This is a genomic window from Pseudomonas sp. stari2, assembly GCF_040760005.1.
In the GTDB taxonomy this organism is placed as follows: Bacteria; Pseudomonadota; Gammaproteobacteria; order Pseudomonadales; family Pseudomonadaceae; genus Aquipseudomonas.
This window is the reverse complement of the sequence record NZ_CP099760.1, coordinates 42,661-60,155: the sequence shown is the minus strand read 5'-3', so window position 1 is coordinate 60,155 and position 17,495 is coordinate 42,661. Positions and strand designations below refer to the sequence as shown.

Annotated in this window: 19 protein-coding genes; 11 read left to right on the top strand and 8 right to left on the bottom strand. The window is 59.4% G+C overall.

Annotation, left to right across the window (positions count from 1 at the left end):
* Positions 1-41: 41 nt before the first annotated feature.
* The 10 genes from NH234_RS00305 to NH234_RS00260 all read left to right on the top strand — a co-directional run bounded on the left by NH234_RS00305 (position 42) and on the right by NH234_RS00260 (position 9,062).
* Positions 42-845: a hypothetical protein gene (locus NH234_RS00305; RefSeq protein ID WP_367255265.1), complete on the top strand. Its 804-nt coding sequence runs from the start codon at positions 42-44 to the stop codon at positions 843-845.
* 76 nt (positions 846-921) lie between these two features.
* A complete protein-coding gene (locus tag NH234_RS00300) occupies positions 922-2,316 on the top strand; it encodes a TIGR01777 family oxidoreductase (RefSeq protein ID WP_367255263.1) in 1,395 nt (464 codons plus the stop codon).
* Between the two features lie 9 nt (positions 2,317-2,325).
* Positions 2,326-4,776 (top strand): alpha/beta hydrolase, encoded by a 2,451-nt coding sequence (locus tag NH234_RS00295; protein ID WP_367255261.1) that lies wholly within the window; start codon positions 2,326-2,328, stop codon positions 4,774-4,776.
* The gene (locus NH234_RS00290; RefSeq protein ID WP_367255259.1) at positions 4,773-5,282 is read left to right on the top strand and encodes a hypothetical protein; all 510 of its coding nucleotides are present in this window, start codon (positions 4,773-4,775) and stop codon (positions 5,280-5,282) included. Before NH234_RS00295 ends, NH234_RS00290 begins: the two co-directional genes overlap by 4 nt.
* Before the next feature lie 86 nt (positions 5,283-5,368).
* Entirely contained in the window at positions 5,369-5,824 is a 456-nt protein-coding gene (locus NH234_RS00285; RefSeq protein ID WP_367257265.1) for a hypothetical protein, read from the top strand.
* Positions 5,825-5,828: 4 nt separating this feature from the next.
* Complete coding sequence (locus NH234_RS00280) at positions 5,829-6,374, top strand: hypothetical protein (RefSeq protein WP_367255257.1); 546 nt, start codon at positions 5,829-5,831, stop codon at positions 6,372-6,374.
* Positions 6,361-7,209, top strand: coding sequence for a type IV pilus biogenesis/stability protein PilW (locus NH234_RS00275; RefSeq protein ID WP_367255255.1), 849 nt, complete (start codon positions 6,361-6,363; stop codon positions 7,207-7,209). Before NH234_RS00280 ends, NH234_RS00275 begins: the two co-directional genes overlap by 14 nt.
* Positions 7,210-7,211: 2 nt before the next feature.
* Complete coding sequence (locus NH234_RS00270) at positions 7,212-8,021, top strand: lysozyme inhibitor LprI family protein (RefSeq protein WP_367257264.1); 810 nt, start codon at positions 7,212-7,214, stop codon at positions 8,019-8,021.
* Complete coding sequence (locus NH234_RS00265; protein WP_367255253.1) at positions 8,018-8,521, top strand: lysozyme inhibitor LprI family protein; 504 nt, start codon at positions 8,018-8,020, stop codon at positions 8,519-8,521. The genes NH234_RS00270 and NH234_RS00265 overlap by 4 nt, the downstream gene beginning before the upstream one ends.
* Before the next feature lie 100 nt (positions 8,522-8,621).
* Positions 8,622-9,062 carry a hypothetical protein gene (locus tag NH234_RS00260; RefSeq protein WP_367255251.1) on the top strand — a complete coding sequence of 147 codons (441 nt, stop codon included), beginning with the start codon at positions 8,622-8,624 and terminating at the stop codon, positions 9,060-9,062.
* Positions 9,063-9,118: 56 nt separating this feature from the next.
* Here NH234_RS00260 and NH234_RS00255 read toward each other — a convergent pair whose 3' ends face one another.
* The gene (locus NH234_RS00255) at positions 9,119-9,487 is read right to left on the bottom strand and encodes a DUF6124 family protein (RefSeq protein ID WP_367255250.1); all 369 of its coding nucleotides are present in this window, start codon (positions 9,485-9,487) and stop codon (positions 9,119-9,121) included.
* Between the two features lie 588 nt (positions 9,488-10,075).
* Between NH234_RS00255 and NH234_RS00250 the strand changes: the two genes are divergently transcribed.
* Complete coding sequence (locus tag NH234_RS00250) at positions 10,076-10,459, top strand: SCP2 sterol-binding domain-containing protein (RefSeq protein WP_367257263.1); 384 nt, start codon at positions 10,076-10,078, stop codon at positions 10,457-10,459.
* 36 nt (positions 10,460-10,495) lie between these two features.
* Here the strand turns inward: NH234_RS00250 and NH234_RS00245 are convergent, their stop codons facing one another.
* The 7 genes from NH234_RS00245 to exbD all read right to left on the bottom strand — a co-directional run bounded on the left by NH234_RS00245 (position 10,496) and on the right by exbD (position 17,493).
* Positions 10,496-11,257, bottom strand: a complete 762-nt coding sequence (locus tag NH234_RS00245; RefSeq protein WP_367255247.1) for a Fic/DOC family protein — start codon at positions 11,255-11,257, stop codon at positions 10,496-10,498.
* On the bottom strand, positions 11,254-11,511 hold the full coding sequence (locus tag NH234_RS00240; RefSeq protein WP_085731368.1) for a hypothetical protein: 258 nt from the start codon (positions 11,509-11,511) through the stop codon (positions 11,254-11,256). The genes NH234_RS00245 and NH234_RS00240 overlap by 4 nt, the downstream gene beginning before the upstream one ends.
* A 137-nt stretch (positions 11,512-11,648) precedes the next feature.
* The gene (locus NH234_RS00235; RefSeq protein ID WP_085696810.1) at positions 11,649-13,049 is read right to left on the bottom strand and encodes an aminoacyl-tRNA deacylase and HDOD domain-containing protein; all 1,401 of its coding nucleotides are present in this window, start codon (positions 13,047-13,049) and stop codon (positions 11,649-11,651) included.
* 79 nt (positions 13,050-13,128) lie between these two features.
* Positions 13,129-15,204 carry an ATP-dependent DNA helicase RecG gene (gene recG / locus NH234_RS00230; RefSeq protein WP_011336566.1) on the bottom strand — a complete coding sequence of 692 codons (2,076 nt, stop codon included), beginning with the start codon at positions 15,202-15,204 and terminating at the stop codon, positions 13,129-13,131.
* A 9-nt stretch (positions 15,205-15,213) separates the two neighbouring features.
* The gene (locus NH234_RS00225) at positions 15,214-16,143 is read right to left on the bottom strand and encodes a hydrogen peroxide-inducible genes activator (RefSeq protein ID WP_007954418.1); all 930 of its coding nucleotides are present in this window, start codon (positions 16,141-16,143) and stop codon (positions 15,214-15,216) included.
* A 175-nt stretch (positions 16,144-16,318) separates the two neighbouring features.
* Complete coding sequence (locus NH234_RS00220) at positions 16,319-17,068, bottom strand: energy transducer TonB (protein WP_085731370.1); 750 nt, start codon at positions 17,066-17,068, stop codon at positions 16,319-16,321.
* Positions 17,065-17,493: a TonB system transport protein ExbD gene (gene exbD / locus NH234_RS00215; protein WP_085731371.1), complete on the bottom strand. Its 429-nt coding sequence runs from the start codon at positions 17,491-17,493 to the stop codon at positions 17,065-17,067. The genes NH234_RS00220 and exbD overlap by 4 nt, the downstream gene beginning before the upstream one ends.
* Positions 17,494-17,495 lie beyond the last annotated feature (2 nt).

The following is a 17,495-nucleotide window of genomic DNA, read 5'->3' as shown; positions in this document are numbered from 1 at the left end:
TCGCTGCATGCGGTGACTCAGACAAAGTAGGGACTGTTTCCATGGCAAACAAAACCCAGTTAATCAGTGTTGAGATTGGTGAGGAGATAAGCAATCTACTTTCTAGTTCTCCTGTGTCTTTTTCAAAAGAGTGCATTTCTGATGTGGATATGTGCTGGTATAAAGTTAAAAAGTCATTCGGTGATGAAGACCTTCCATCAGTCGAGGTGAATAAATCTCTGCGTCTAGACCAGGTTGCGAGTGTCAGTACTGCAGTAGATGGTGAGGTAGGCACTACTGTGGAGAACCTCGACTTATCAATTCGGAGTCTCCCGGATGGAAGCAAGCATGATGAGTATCGAGCGTTTCTATACGATCTCATAAAAGATATAAAGAAGGCGGGCTGGGTACACTATTACGCACCTTCTGATCCTAGAATTTCCGGTAGTCAAATTGGCAAGATTAATTCAGCTGATGAAGTCATGGGTGATAGCGTATTAAGTCATCCGTGGCTGGATCCGAACTATAATCTGGATCATGAGCGATGGTTGAAAGTCGGTAAATTCTACAATTGGCATTTTTATAAGGATGGCAATCATCTTGCGTTGCAAGCATGGCGGCGAGACTCTGATGATGCTCCTGATGAGCGCGGAACGTATTTGGTAAGTTTGAGCTTCACCACCGAGCGTGAATACTGGAGTGCTGCTTTCACCGAGGCTGAAGATAAAAAGCGTTGGAAAGAGCTGCTGCCAGCCAAGATGAAAGAATATGCTGCTATTCGGAAGTCCCGAGAAGACAAGGCGGAAAAGGCGGGTATTGAAATTGACTCAAGCTATCAAGATCCAACCATCAAAGCATTGAAGTAAGTTGGAAGGAGACGGGTTGTATTCTTCCTGTCTCCTTTAAACTCCCCGCCCTCAAGGAACGCGCTCAGGACACGGAATGCCAGCCCCCTCTTTCTCTCTTCGCCCCGCGATGGTGCTGTGGCTGTATGCCGCGGCAATTGTGCATGTGCTCGCCAGTCTCACGCTGACCTGGGCCGGTCATTCCGGATTACTCGACGGCTATCTTCACACCCTCGAACTCGCATTCTGGGGCGCCGATGCGGTTCCTGCCGCCGGTCACGAGCTACAGGTCTGGTGGCTCGCGCTGTTCGGCGCGACGCTGCAAAGTTATTCGCTGTACATGCTCGCGTTGGTGCACCTCGGCAACCGTTTTAAAGCTCCCGCAATTTGGGCCTGGTTGATGGCTGGTGTTCTGTTATGGGCGCCGCAGGACATGTGGCTTTCAGCGCAAAAACAGGTCTGGTCGCATCTGTGGCTCGACGGTTTTGCGCTGCTGGTGTTGTTGCCGCCGCTGATCTGGTTGTTGCGCCATGATCGTCGGACATCCCCACCAGAAAGAACCGTGAGCAAGTCCAACCCCTTTGTCGGCGGCGCCTACAAGCGCGTGCTGATCACCGGGGGCACCGGGTTTATCGGTGAAGCCGTGGTCAATCAGTTACTCGATGCTGGCCACACCGTCAGCGTGTTGGCGCGGGATCCATTGAAAGCGGCGAACCTGTTCGACGGTCGCGTTCGCTGTGTGCGTTTGTTGAGCGAACTCGGCTGCGACGAACCCTTCGACGTGGTGATCAACCTCGCCGGCGCACCGGTCGCCGGGCCGCGCTGGAGCCCCGCGCGGCAGGCGCAACTACTCGCCAGTCGGATCGATACCACCGAAGCCTTGATGACCTGGCTGAAGCACACAAGCCACAAACCGGCGCTGTGGATTCAGGCCTCGGCCATCGGTTTTTACGGTGTGCGCGATGCCAGCGAAAGCCTCGATGAACAGGCCAGCAAGGGTGACGGTTTCATGGCGGAGCTCTGTGCGCGTTGGGAGGCTTCGGCGCAACCCGCCACGCAGTTTGGCGTGCGTCAGGTGGTGCTGCGCCTCGGCGTGGTGTTCGGGCCGGGCGGTGCGCTGTTGCCATTGCTGATTCCGTTCCGCCTGGGTTTCGGCGGGCGCATGGGCGATGGTCGGCAGATCATGAGCTGGGTGCATCGCGACGATGTGATTCAGGTGATCGCTCGATCCTTCCACGATGAAAATTTGCGCGGCACCTACAACATGGTCGCGCCCGAAACCGTCAGTCAGGCAGCGTTCGCCGAGAACGTCGGCAAGGTCCTCAAGCGTCCGGTGTGGTTCCACATTCCAGCCGCGCCAGTGCGTGCCTTGGCCGGGGAAATGGCTCAGCTGTTCTTCGACGGTCAGCGTGTGGTGCCGCAGCGTTTGAGCGAGGCGGGCTACACGTTCCGCTATCCGACCCTCGACGCCGCGCTGCGCGATCTGGCCTGAGGATCGCCCATGAGCAAGCCCCTGATGTACCTCTTGGCCGGCAACGGCAGCGCCGCCGATTGGTGGGATGACGCGCTGCCGCACTTTCAGCGTTACGACGTGGTGCCGCTGGAGCTGCCGGGCTTCGGCGCCAACCCGCAGCCGCCCTGCGAGGATCTGGCGGCTTATGCGCAGACCTTGTTGGCGATGACGCAAAAGGGCAGCGCGATCATGGCCGTCGGGGTCAACGCGTTGCTGGTGCTGCATGCGCTGCAACGTCGGCCCGGGCACTTTGCTCGCAGTGTGTTGCTGGCGCCGGTGGGCGCCTTTTTGTGGCAGCGCCGATTGCCGGCGTTGATGTCACCGCTGCCGATCCGCAAGTCCATTCACTGGCTGCTGTCGAACAAGCCCACGCTGTTTGCGCGCAAGTTCTCCAACCAGACCTGGACACCCGCGCAGTACCAGCGCATGGGCGCCGGTTATGCGCGCTGCCGTGCGTTTGTGCCGCACTGGGATCTGATCCGTGCCGACACCGCGCTGCCATTGTTGGAGTGGATCACCGACCCGGTCGAGTTGGTCTGGGGCGATCAGGACAAGGTGCTCGGCATCGAACAAGCCGCCGCATGGTCGGCGATTCTTGCGCGCGCAGATCTGACCATCAGCCTGAAACCCGGTTGGGGCCATTACCCGTGGATCGACGCGCCCGCGCAGTTTGCGCAGTGGCTGGAGTCGGGCGAGCGCGGCTTCGTCGCGCACACCAAGGGCGGGCGTTTGCGTCTGGCGGAACTGGCCCGGCAACCGGTGCCGGCGGCGCTGACCCTCAACGATTGCAACGATCCGCGACTACCGGCCTTTCTCGCCAGCCAATCACAGGCGACCTGGGCGGTGCGTTCCTCCAGTTACGGCGAAGATCAGGCCGACTCGGCGAATGCCGGTTTGAGCACGACCTATCTGCGCGAGCCGGCTGCCAACGTGCCAGCGCGTATTGCCGCGCTGACTGCCGAAGGTGTCGAGGAAGTGGTGGTGCAGCGTTTCATCACGCCACAGGTGTCGGGCATCGCGTTTGTGCGCCATCTGTCGGTGGAGCTCGAGTGGGTTGAAGGCCATCTCGAATCCCTTGCCGACGGTCAGATCAGTCCGGAACGTGCGACGCTTTCGCGGCTCGGCGATGCCTGGCGCAGTGGCACGTTCGCGACCGCCCGCGGTTTGACCGAAGACGTGCTGTGGCGCTTTCTCCAGGATGTCCTGCGGGTGTTTCACTATGTGCCGGGCGATGTCGAATGGGCCTGGGACGGTACGCAACTGTGGCTGCTGCAATACCGGCCGATCAGCGACTACGGCTGGCGCCGCCACCTGACGGCCGCCAACATCGCCGAGATCCTGCCGCCGCAACCCAGCGTGCTGGTGGAGTACGCCCAGCGCCGGGCCGCCGCGAGCATTCCGGCGATCATGGCCCGTTGGGATGCGCGGGTGTTGCAGGACAACGAACCGTTCACGGCCGTGTTTGGCGGCGCGTCCTACATCAACAACGACCTGTTTCTCGCACGATTGGCCGACTGGGGCATCAGTGCCAGCAACTATGCCGGTGAAGTCGGCGGCGCGACTCCGCATTTGCCGTGGCGACCGCTGCGGATGTTGCGTTCGCTACCGTTGTTTCTGCGCATGCAGCGTATCGCTCGCGGGCATTTGCTGAGCCTTGAGCACGGCTTGCAGCGCTTCGACCGGGAGCTGACCGACCTCGTCGCCCAGGGTGCTGACGGTCAGGAACTGGCCGACTGGTTCACCCGGTTCTATGTGTTCGTGGTGCAGGGCAATCTGTGCATCGCCACGGCGCTGGCCAGCAGCGGCGGGGACTGGCTGGGCCGACCGCCCACCGCTTACGACAACCTGGAAAACAGCCCTCATCGACTGCCGTGGGAGACCGATCCGGCCACACCTCGACCCGCGTCGAGCGCGTTGCCACTACAGGCCTTCCCGCAATGGTCAGGCCTGATCCGTTTCGCCCATTCAACCGGCCTGCCGGGCCTGCGTGGTTACTACCTGCAAGTACGCGAGTGGTATCGCGACAACCTGATGCGCATCTTCTTCCGCCTGCATCACTCCATGCCACTGGCGGATCGCGAACACTGGTTTGCGCCGCACCCGGACATCCGCACGCGCGACGGCAGCTTCTGGCAGGACGGCCGCGAAGGTGCCGAACAGGCCACCGGATTCATGATTTACCCGGGGCAGGTGCGGGGCATTCTTGGCGAAGACATCTTGCTGGAAGACACCCTCGATCCGGGGCGTCACGCGCACTATCAGGCAGCGCGGGCGGTGATTGCGCGGATGGGTGGGCGGTTGTCGCATGGTTCGACGTTGTTGCGGGAACTGCGCAAGCCCTCGGCGGTGATGCCGCAGGTGGATCTGGCGTGGATCGGGTGCGAAGTGTTGTATCGGGATGGTGAATTGGAATTGATGAATTCGAAGGATGTGAAGTGAAACGACTGCTGGTGTTATGCATGAGCTGGCTGCCGATAGCCGTGATGGCGGCAGGTGTCTGCAATCAGGAAGCTGACTCCAAATATTTCTTATCGCAATGGCCGGAGAGCGGCGCAGATCCGGAATACATACTTTCCAGTCTCGATGGAAAAGAATTCTCTATCGATCCAGGCCACGTAGTCTTCCGTGGCGACCTAAACGGCGATGGTATCGAAGACTTCATCTTCAATTCCCGCGTAGGCATTGGCTCTTCGATGGACAGCACATTCGCCTTCCTGATCCAGTGCCGTGGTTACTTGAAGTATTCGGGTGGCGATTACTTCGCCGGGGTCAAAGTTCTGGACGGTCCGCCCAAAGGAGGCGGTGAATTCAAGGACATCGAGATCTACTCCTACATCAGGGACAAGCGAGGGCGGATTCGCTACAAGGGCGAAGAGGGCATGACCCGGCCACATCTGTGGCAATTCAACCCGCAGACACAGCGTTATGAAGGTCAGTCTGAGTAAGCCAACGGTTTTCACTGCAGTTATGGAGTTAGTACTTGAAAGGATTTTCGACTGTTCTCGGCAGCTTGCTGTCAGCTGCCACTTCCATGGCATTCGCCGCCGGTCCCGACTTCAAGGATTACGCCGTCACCCCCGTTTTCAGCGACCCCAACCATGAACCGGTGCCGCAGGAACAAAGCAACCCGGTCATGGACAGCACCCGGGCGAAGATCCTGCAAGGCAAGGTCAACTTCGCCGGCCATTACATCCTGTACAGGTTCGGCTGTGGCGGCGGCGCCATTTGCGGCGAAGTGCTGGACGCCCAGACCGGTGATGTCGTTGGCGGTCTTCCGAATGCCTACGACGGCAGCACTTTCGACACGACGTACCTGCCCGATAGTCGCTTGATCATCATTTCCGGCGTCACGCTCGATGGCGAAGAAGACGCCCAAGGAAATCCTCTGGAAAACCGTAACCGGGATCGGTACTACGAATTCGTGAACAACGAGTTCCGGCTGCTTGGCATGACCGACGTGGAATCGCCGTCGATTGATGAGGAATGAGTGGATGAACCGACTACTCGCGGGCAGCCTTTCGCTGTTGCTCTCGCTTCCAGCTTTCGCCGCTCCCAAGGACGCCTACACCCAGCGCGATGTCATGCAATGTGGCGGTGTTGAAGTGGTGATGGTGTCGTCCTGCCGATCCGTGACGGTGGATGACGCGGAAACCCACCTCATCCCGGTTTGCTCCGACCAGACGATCAACATTGGCGGCAAAGTGTTGCGCCGCAATATCGACAAGGTTTCACAGCTCACTTCTGACGGTAAGAAAGCGAAGATGCTGAGTAACGTTGTCGTGGCGATGGATTGTGTGAAAGGCACCAAGGGCAGTCTTGTTTCGATAGGTGGCTACGGCGGTTGCGGTGCCTGTCCTGAATGGCGCGGTTATTACTCGACGGCGGGGCGATTGGAGCAATACAGCTTCGATAATACCCAGCGCTCATTTGGTTCGAAGGGTTCCTGGGAAGAACTGATCAAGGCTTACGGCGTGACGAAGAGGCAGTTGCAGTCGGAAAGTCCGTCAGTGAAAAGGATCGACTATGGGCAGCCTTAAATGGGTGATGATAGTCATGAGCCTGTTCGTTTCTGCCTATGCCTTGGCTGAGAACATTCAGATCGTCGGGGTTGGCGGGCACATGTTGACGCTGAAGGATAAGAAATGGAGCAGGCCTGCTGCGGAGTTGGCGATCGCCTCGTTTACCGCGAATGGCAAGACTTTCCCACTCTATGTTTCCGACGTTGGTACCGAAACGTATGACAGTTGGCTAAGCCCTGACAAAAAAACAGTGCTGCTTCTTCAGACTCTGTATGGCGTTGTCATTGGTCAAGAGGGTGAAGAAATTCCAACAGAGGAGACTGGTTGCGGTGTCGTTTCGATGGAGAACGGTTGCGTACTGAGTCAGCACGCAGCCACGTTTTGCTACGGCAAGTGGGAGGGCAATCGATGGACCTACGGTGAAGGGGAAGTTCTTGACCTTGCCTTGACGACACCATCTCCAAAGGATTTGTTGAATCGAGTCTCAAGTATTGAGATACCGCAATCTCGCGTGGAAGAACTCGAATTCAATCTTCGCACTATAAGTCCAGACGCCTATATGGCTTGTCACCCACCGGCGCGCAATGTTCAAGCTCTCAACGACTTGGCCTTCTACTTGGCCGAGGGCGGTAGCGATGAACTTGCACTGAAGTTTTATCGCGGCGTTGAGGCCGTAGGAAAACGCACAGTGCTGATGTTGAACATCGCCGATTCTCTCTGGCGCCTTGATCGCAAAGACGAAGCGCAGCGCTATTACAGCCAGTACCGTGACGCGATGAGCGCCGACGGCAAGGCGCAGAAAATACCTCAACGCGTAGTTGAGCGATCCGTCCTTCAGGGAATGAAGAATTGAACATGTTTGTGCGTTTTATTGCGTTGTCCTTTGGATGCCTGTTTGCCTCTTTCGCAATTGCCGATGACGACTGCAAAGAGATTTCCGTGAGCTCACAGGTGGATCGCTGCGTGGAGGCGGTCCGCAAGGAAGCCGATTCACAGCTCAATGCCAGCTACAAGAAACTGCTGGCACGATTTGAGTCTCAGCAACGGACCGACCCGGAGCAGGGCAAGGCACTTGTTGCCATGGCCAGAGAATCCCAGCGTGCCTGGATCAAACTGCGCGACACCACGTGCCCGCTCGAAGCCACGGAAATTGAGCCTGGGATGGCAGCGCATGTCACGACCATCAATAACTGCATGGCAAGAATGAGCCTGGAGCGTGCGGCTTATCTGGACACGATCATCGCTGATGAGCCGGGGAATGTGGTTGATCTCAACAAGGTGTTTCTGTCCGGCTCCCAGCGCTTTGGCGATGTCGTGGCGCGTTATGTCAGCACCTTTGGCAGTCCTTGTTTGACGGTTCAGATTCTGGCGCCTAACGGCGGTTGGAGAGTGCTTTCTTCAAAGCGTTTTTGCAGTTTTGATGGCAAGTCGTTTTGGTCGGGTTATGCCGACGCGGGATTTGAGGGGCACGTATTTGCGAACGACGGTTTGCACGTGACACTTAGCCTGACAGAGCTTCGTCCTATCGGCGAAAAGCGCCTGGCCTGTGTCATTCCGATTCAGAACGAGCAGATCAAAGAGCTGAAGTGCGGCGCCTCCGAGCTCGGTGCCTCGAAGGTATCTGGACGGGTAGCTGAACGCAGCGCCGGAGTATCCGGATCATGATCAAACTCAAGGCGCTCTTAGAGCTGGTCGCGGGTGTTTCTTTGGCTGCTTTGCTGGTTCCTGCACATTCCCAGGAAACCTGCAATCCCGACAGCTTTTCCAATCCCGATTTGATCATTTGCGGTCAGCAGTCTTTCGAGAAAGTCGATGCAGTGCTGAATGAGCAATACAAGAAAGCGCTGGTCGGTTTGGCGCCGACCGACAAGAAGAAACTGACTGATGTGCAAAAGAAGTGGGTGCGCTTCAAAGAGGCGTATTGCGAGGATATCTATCAGTCGGCATTGCCCGGTGCAGAGGCGCCCATCGAAAAGCTTGGGTGCCTGGTGCAAACCACCAATGCCCGGTTGGGGGAGTTAATCGCCCTGCAGACAGGACTACCCCTGGACGGTTTTTATAAAGCTGCATCGGCCATGGCGGGGCAAGATCGAGAAAAAGGTCTGACGGCTTCCATGGAGCGATTGGGGGGTGACAACTTCGACGATCCGTTGTGGCGGCAGTAAGTCGATGGGCACTGCGAAATGAGTGAGCGTGTGTTCCAGGAAGACATCGCTAACTGCGCAGTGCGAATGCGCTTTCAATTACCTCTTAATCGTTGAAGGAATGAACGGTTTGAAAACTGCCTCGATGTTCTTTGTTGCGTTGCTGTGTCTTTCTCCGCTTGCCGCCCATAGCGAAGTCTCAACGCGGGTTTCTTGCTTTCGCTCACTTGATAGAAAAAACATCAACTTTGAATTCAGAACCTATTTCGACACTGTCACCAAATGGGGCGGCGCAGGTGTCAGGTATAGCAAGTCGAAGAAAGCTATCCCCCTTGTCTATCGGAACACCGAGGACGAGGTCATGACTGAGGAAGGCCCTCATCAGTTCACGACGACGTGGGTAGAAGTTTCTGATGGTGTGGTGACTGGAGAATATGAGATGGCAACTCAGGGTGCGAGGGTGAATTCGATGTACTACAGGAATTACAAATCGGGCAAGCAGTACTCGTTCGATCAGGACATCACCATGGAGGCGACACCTGAGACCGGTTGCCAATGGTAAGAACGGATAGTTTCGAAAGGGGACTCAACGTCCCCTTTTTTCCGCACGCGATTCAGCTACGGCTTGGCTTGATACTCCCGAAACTCAATGTGATCGAGCGTGCCTTCCACCATCAACCGCACGCCGTCCGCCATTCTGCTCAGGCCCAGTGCCATCGAGCGGCGGGGGCCGTCGAGGTCGTCGGCCAGGTTGGCGGCGAAGGCGCTGATTGACAAGAGGTCTTCGGACGCGTTGGCCATGAGGGCTTCGGCGTCGGTGTTGGGGCAGAGGGCGAACAGGCCACCGAGGCGTTTTGGCCGTGGAGCGGTGGGTTTGAAATGGTGGTCTAGGGCGCGTTCGGCGGCTTCGTGGAGTTTCTTTGAATCGGGGGATTCGTAGGGGGAGGTTTCTGGCGTTTCGGGTGGATTGGGTGTTGGTTTGATCATGGATGTCATCCCTGGAGTTAAGACGCTGACACCGTTTCGCTTTGCACTTCGAAATAGGTGGCAGCTGTGCGTTGGTGTGCAAGACCGGTCCAGGTGCCCGGCAGACCCGAAGGTCTCCGACGCACAGCCGCCATAACGATCCGCGAGCATAGGAAAAGGCTCGGCGAAATGCCATTGCGATTGTGCACCTGAACCGGACTTGCACGTCCGAGTCACCGATTTTGCGGTGACACACAGAGGCTATCGATGATGCTCAAGTTCGCCTAGTTCATGGACAGCACCGCAGTTTGAAGGACATTTCCCAAGGAATTGCGGGGTAGAGGAACAAGAAACCACTGCTATCGGCAGCTCCTACAGGAAATGTGTTTCTCCAGGTGTAGGACGAGGGGATGGTTTGACGCGGAGCGTCAGGGGAGGCATTCCCACGCGGAGCGTGGGAACGATCAAGTCCTGAGAGCGAAGTCGTGACTTGGTAGTCATCTTTCAGGAAAAGACATGCATCGTCTTCTATCAATCCAAGATAGTGGCGAATCCGTCCGAATCCCTTACACTCCCCCAGCCGTTCATTTTCCTTTTGAGGCTGTGCGCATGAAATTTCGTTTTCTTCTGTGGATGCTGGGTCTGTTGATGGGTAAGGCCAGTCGGACAAATCCTGAGTTCCAGCAGCAGTTGGGTGACAAGGATCTGGTTTTTCAGCTGCAGACTCTGGACGGGAAAGTGGCGCGGCATTTTGTGGTGAAGGGCCAGCGCATTACCAGCAAGTCCGGGGTGGTGGCGGAGCCGGCGTTTGCGATTGCCTTTAAAGACGCGGCGTTCGGGTTTGCCACGATGCAGGCGAAGAACAAGCAGCTGGCGTTCATGCAGGGGATTCAGGACAAGTCGATCCAGCTCAAGGGCAACCCGGCGCTGGTGATGTGGTTTCAGGGGTTGATGAAGTATTTGAAGCCGCGGAAGGCCAAGCCGAAGGCATAGGGCTTTCAGGGAGCTTGTCGGGACAGGCCTGCCTCTTCAGCTTTCGGGCTCGGGAGGCTCGGCGTCCAGGGGCTGGGCCCGGTATGTCTTGTAGATCTGCTGGACTTGGGGGTTGTCCAGGTTCTCGTAAGTGATGTCTTCCTTGTCCAGGCCATCCAGGCCTCTGATGCCACTGATGGTCTCTGGCCATTCGTCACGACTGGATATATCGACTACGAACGGGTTGAGGTAGTTATCGAGATGCCTTTCGCGCGGCTCTCGGATCTCGTCGCTGAGTGCCCGCAAGTAGTCGTCTTTGCTTGTTCTTGACCAGTCGATGGCGAACCCGGCTCGATAACAGAGCTCCATGAAGACCAATAGAATCGCGCGTCCATTGCCGTCCAGGAAGGGGTGTGCGAAAGCCAGTTGGCCCATCACTCCGCCGGGATGGTCCCTGAAGCGTTTCTTGTCTGCTGCGAGCTTGAGCGCATAGTCGACAGACATTTTGATGGAGGCCGGGCGCTCGAAGACTGTGCTACGAGGGTCGTCGAGAGAGCCCTTGAAGACTGCCAGATGGGGGACGAGCTCGTTCCGGTCTTTTCCTGCCCAGTGATAGAAGCCTGAGAACAGGATCTCGTGAACCTTGAGTACACTCTGGTAATCGATCGGCTTTTTCTTGGCCAGATAGGCAAGCGCCTCTTCGATACTCAATTCGAACGAAAGATGTTCTGACTCTTTTACTTCAACGGGATCTTTCAGTTGCAGCGAGTTTTGAAGATATCCAGCCGTTTCGAAGTCGCCGAACGGATCGAAAGTCATGCGCTACGTTTCTGTGCGCGCCTTTCCTGAAGATAACGCCCTTGGAGCGCCAGGATTTCAGACTTGCTCAGAACACCTTTCCGCTTGAGATTGACGAGCAACTGTTCGATGCCATCCAGCTCGACGACATCGCCAGCCAAGCGGGTAATCCCCACAGCCATACGACTCATGCCGTCACGTCTGGCCGTAACCTTGTTGTCTTTGGCGAGCTTGCGGACTTCGCTAGCAACGCTGACAGCATCTGTTTGGGTCATCGGAAATCCCTCTGTTTGCCGTCAAATCATAGCAGGGCGCTTGTTTGCTGTCGTTGCTGGCAAACTGACCGAAATCTGTGGAGCCAGGGCCATATCTGCAATCAAAAAAGGCCCTGGTTGACGTTCCGAAGATTGCTTTAAGCCTGGCTGAACTGCGAAGCCAGTTCACGCAACAGCACTTCCGCCTCAAGCACTTTGCTCACGACGTCATTAGCCTTGTCGCGAGTCAGGCCCACGCGCTCCAGCAACGCATCCGGAATGTCTTCATCCGGGCCGGAACCAATCCCGCGACTGCGCAGCAGGCGCACGGCCAGGCAGACGAGGTTCGGGTATTCGGCGTAGGCGCCGTCGTAGTTCGGGTCGTGCTGGAAGCGCAGGGCGGTGGCCAGTTCGTCCGGCATGTCCCAGTAGCGCATCAGCCAGGAGCCGATCTGTTCGCGGCTGATGCCCAGCAGGTGTTGCTCGACGTAGCTGTGGCACAGGTGCGGGTTGACCTCCAGGTGGCGGCAGATCAGCGAGAAGTGCGGCGGGAACACGTGGGCCAGCAGCAGGTAGCCGAAGTTGTGCAGCAGGCCGGCGAGGTAGGTCAGGCCGGATTCCGGACGCTGGGCGCGCGGCATGGCGCGGGTCAGGCCTTCGATGACGGCGGCGGTGTAGATCGACTGCTGCCAGTACGGCGTGGTGTGTTGCGGGTGATCCTTGGGCAGGCTCAGGGTTTTGCCGAGGGCCAGGCCCAGCGCCAGGTTGATCACAAGATCGAAGCCCAGCACGCGGACGATCGCGTCTTCCACCGAACGGATCTTGCCCGGCGAGGCGTAGTACGGCGACGCCGCCCAGCTCACCACTTGTGCGGCCAGCGCCGGGTCGGTTTCGACCACGCCGGTAATGTCGTCGATGGTGGCGTTCGGGTCGACGCGCAGCTTGATGATTTTTTGTGCGGTTTCGGCCAGCGGCGGAATCTCGATGGTCGCTTCCAGACGTTGCTGGATGCGCCGCGCGGTGAACGCCTGCACGGCCTGGGTGATTTCCTCGCGGTCATCGTCCGGGCGGTCGAGGTTCGGGCGGATGCTGCTCAGGGCTTCGCCGAAGTTGGCGGCGCTGGCCTTGGTCAGCATGGTCTTGAAATCTTCGCTGGCGATTTCCAGCAGCAGGCCCGGCTCGCCGGAGTTGATCAGCAACTTCGGCTCGCGCAGCAGGCTTTCTTCGTAGAGGCACGGCGAGCTGGTCAGCGCCGGCAGGCCTGGCAGCAGGCTCAGGCTGTGTTTGCCGAGCATCTTTTCCAGGCGCTCGGTGGACACGGCGGTCAGGCGACGGCCTGTCAGCTCGGCGAGGCGGTTGAGATCCAGCAACTGGCTCTGTGGAAACAGCACCATCAGCGCACCGACCGCGTCGTCCAGCAACACGGCCTGCACTTTGCGCGAGGCGTTGAGGCCGTGGTGGTCGAGCACTTCTTCGTAGGCGACGCCCAGCTTGTTGAGCAGCAGCCGAATAACAGACGGAGCGTGCGGGGATTCGGGGGCGAGAGCAGCTTCGGTCATGGTCTGTATCCGTTTTTGAAACAATTGCTGGAGTATAACCAGCTTGGTTGGAACGAGCTTTGAGAAACTGCGACAGTGCTCACACTTGGCCGTATTGCTGCCCGTGTCGCAGCCAGCGGTCGAGCAACGGGCTGACATGGGTGGGCCAGCGTTCGAGCAAGGCCTGGGCGGCATCGCGCACGGCGGGCAGCAGATCGGCGTCGCGCATCAGGTCGGCGACCTTGAATTGCAGCAGGCCGGTCTGGCGGGTGCCGAGCATTTCGCCGGGGCCGCGCAGTTCGAGGTCTTTTTCGGCGATGACGAAACCGTCGTTGGTCTCGCGCATGATGCCCAGGCGCTGACGGCCGATCTGTGACAGCGGCGGATGGTAGAGCAGCACGCAATGGCTGACCGCGCTGCCCCGGCCGACACGGCCACGCAACTGGTGCAGTTGCGCAAGGCCGAGGCGCTCGGGGTTTTCGATGATCATCAGGCTGGCGTTGGGTACGTCGACGCCGACTTCGATCACGGTGGTGGCGACCAGCAGTTGCAGGTTGCCGGCCTTGAACTCGGCCATGACGGCGGCTTTCTCGGCAGGCTTCATGCGGCCGTGGATCAGCCCGACCTTCAGCTCGCCGAGGGCGGCGGTGAGGTCCTCGAAAGTGGTTTCGGCGGCCTGGCAGGTCAGCTCTTCGGACTCTTCGATCAGCGTGCACACCCAATAGGCCTGACGGCCCTCGGCGCAGGCGCTGCGCACCCGTTCGATGACTTCGACGCGACGGGTGTCGGTGACCAGCACGGTGTTGACCGGGGTTCGGCCGGGCGGCAGTTCGTCGAGGATCGAGGTGTCGAGGTCGGCGTAGGCGCTCATCGCCAGCGTCCGCGGAATCGGCGTGGCGGTCATGATCAGTTGATGCGGACACATGCGCCCGCCGACGCCTTTCTGCCGCAGCGCCAGACGTTGCTGTACGCCGAAGCGGTGTTGTTCGTCGATGATCACCAGCGCCAGATTCTTGAACTGCACTTCGTCCTGGAACAGCGCGTGGGTGCCGACCACCATCGGCGTGCCGCTGGCGATCTGTTCCAGCGCGGCCACGCGGTTCTTGCCCTTGAGCTTGCCGGCCAGCCATGCCACGTCGATGCCCAGCGGCTCGAGCCAGCGCTTGAAGGTGATGAAGTGTTGCTCGGCAAGGATCTCGGTCGGCGCCATCAGTGCGACCTGATAACCCGCTTCCAGTGCTTGCAGCGCTGCGAGGGCGGCGACCACGGTTTTGCCCGCGCCAACGTCACCCTGAATCAGCCGCAGCATCGGTTCGTGCTGGCTGAGGTCGTAGGCGATTTCGTTGCCGACTCGTTGCTGAGCGCCGGTCGGGTTGAAGCCGAGGTTGGCCAGGTATTTCGCTGGCAGCTTCGTGGCTTTCGGCATCGCCGGCGCACGCAGGGAACGCATGCTTTCGCGCAGGCGCTGCTGAGATAGCTGGTGAGTCAGCAGTTCTTCGAAAGCGAGGCGATGCTGGGCCCAGTGATGGCCGAGGGCGAGTTCGTCGACGTCGGCATCGGCGGGCGGGTTGTGCAGGTAGCGGATCGCGTCGGCCAGCGGCGCCAGTTGATAGTCGCGGGCCAGTTCGGTCGGCAGCCAGTCGGGCAGGGTGGCTGGTTTGAGCAGGGTCAGGGTCTGCATGCACAACTGGCGCAGACGGGCCTGGGTCAGGCCTTCGGTCAGCGGGTAGACTGGGGTCAGGGTTTCATCCACCGGCGGCGGTTCGTCACCGTTGATGGCGCGGTATTCCGGATGGTAGATCTCAAGTCCCGAGGCGCCGGGCCGGGCCTCGCCGTAGCAGCGAATCCGCGTACCACGCTTGAGGCCTTCTTTCTGCGCGTTGCTGAAGTGGTAGAAGCGCAGGCTCAGTCCGCCGGTGCCGTCCTGCAAGCGCACGACGAGGCTGCGGCGTCGGCCCATGACCACGTCGGCGCCGCTGACGGTGCCTTCGACCACGGCGTCCTGTCCCGGCCGCAACGCGCCGATCGGCACCACGCGGGTGCGATCCTGATAACGCAGCGGCAGGTGGAACAGCACGTCCTGGAGGTTTTCCAGGCCGACCTTGGCCAGTTTTTCGGCCATGGCTTCACCGACACCCTTGAGTGCGGTGACCGAGACCTGCGACAGCTCCGTCATGACGCTGGCTTAACCGGCCGTGACCGGCGCGGCGGGTTTGGCGACCGAGCACAGGCGAATGGAGTCGGCGAGGATCTCGATGGCTTTCGGCCGCGGGAAGCTGGCGCGCCAGGCGATGGCCACGGTGCGGAATGGCACCGGTGCCGACAACGGACGCACTTCGATCACGCCCGGAGCGTAGTGATGGCTGTCCACCGCCGACAGTGGCAGGATCGAGATGCCCAGGCCGGACGCGACCATGTGGCGAATGGTTTCCAGCGAGCTGGATTCGACCGTGGTGTGCTTGGCGCCGTCGTTGCCCTTGGTCAGGGTCGGGCAGGCTTCCAGCACCTGATCGCGGAAGCAGTGACCCTCGCCGAGCAGCAGCAGGCTCTTGTCGTTGAGCAGGGCGGCGTCGATGGATTCTTTTTGCGTCCACGGGTGCTGGGCCGGCATCAGGACGTAGAACGGTTCGTCGTAGAGTTGCAGGGTCAGCACGTCGGCTTCGTTGAAGGGCAGGGCGATGATGATCGCGTCCAGCTCGCCGTTGCGCAGTTTGTCGCGCAGCACGTGGGTGAAGTTTTCTTCGATGTACAACGGCATCTGCGGGGCGACCCGGTGCAGTTGTGGAATCAGGTGCGGGAACAGGTACGGGCCGACGGTGTAGATCGCGCCGACTTTCAGCGGGGCGGTCAGCTGGTTCTTGCCAGCCTGGGCCAGTTCGCGGATGCCTTGGGCCTGCTCCAGCACTTTCTGCGCCTGGGCGACGATGCCTTCGCCGACCGGGGTCAGGCGCACGGCGCTTTTGCTGCGCTCGAAAATCAGCACACCGAGTTCGTCTTCAAGCTTTTTCACGCCCACCGACAGGGTCGGCTGGCTGACGTGGCAACGCTCGGCCGCGTGGCCGAAATGCTGCTCTTGGGCGAGGGTAACGATGTAGCGTAATTCTGTGAGAGTCATAGCAAGCGTCCATGAAGATGCGGGCCAAGCATACCGGCTGCAATCGATAGACGCACGTTATCAGACTGAGTGATGAATGCGACACCGGGCAATGCCGGTTTGCCGTTGGCAGATATGAGAAAGGCACCTTTCGGTGCCTTTCTGGCGGGATCGAGCCGTGTTCTGCCGGTGCAGATCAGCGGCGACGTTCCAGCGAGTAAACAAACGGCGCAACAATTTCGATCGAGCCATTGGTCAACATGTCGGCCGGTGGCTTGGGCAGCGGTTGGGCGCGGCGGATCATGTCCAGGGTGGCCCGGTCCAGATCGGCGTTGCCGGAGCGGCCCACCAGTTCGAACGACAGCACATTGCCTTCGCCGTCCACCACGAAACGCAGCCGGTTCAAGCCTTCCTTGCCCCGTGCCTGTGCGCTTGCCGGGTACTTCTTGTACTTCTGCAAATGCGCAAGCAGGGTGCCTTGCCAGCTGGCCTTGGCCGCCATTTGTGCTGGCGACGGGCCCGGTGCCGGCTGGGCGGATTTCTCCGTCGGTGCCTGGGTCTGCTGAGGTTCCGCCGGTTTTTCCTCGGAAGGTTTTTCCTTCACTGGCTCCGGTTTCTTCTCAACCGGTTTTGGCGGTTGCGGCTTTGGCTTGGGTTTTGGCTTCGGCTTGGGTACGGCAATCTCTGCCTTTGGGGCTTCGGCCAGTTTCGGGATCGGCAGTTCTTCGACCGGAGCCGGTGGCTGCGGTGGCGTGACGACTTTCGGCGGTGCAGGCGGTGGCGGGGCCGGAACCGGTGCCAGCTCGACCATCATTGCCTGCGGCGGCAATTCGATGGGCGGGCGAGCGGTCCAGTTCAGCGCCAGCGCGATGGCCAGCGCATGAACGCCCAGCACCACGGCCAGGCTACCGCTGTAACGCGTCAGCTTATGGCGCGTCGTGATCATTTCTTGACTGCGCTCTCGAGCCCGACCAGACCAACCTTCAGGTAACCGGCGCTGCGCAGGTTGTCCATCACGCTCATCAGGTCGCCGTAGTCGACGCCTTTGTCGGCCTGGAAGAAGATGGTGGTGTCTTTCTTGCCATGGGTCCTGGCGTCGAGCACGGCGCCGAGGGTTTCGGCTTTGACTTCGTCGTCACCGATGTACAGGCGCTGATCAGCCTTCACGCTGAGGAACACCGGTTTCTCTGGCCGCGGCGCCGGTTTGGCGGTCGAGGCAGGCAGGTCGACCTTGATGTCCACGGTGGCCAGCGGAGCGGCCACCATGAAGATGATCAACAGCACCAGCATCACGTCGATGAACGGCGTGACGTTGATTTCGTGGTTCTCGGCCAGATCGTCGTCTGCGCCTTCTTTCAAATGCAGGCCCATGG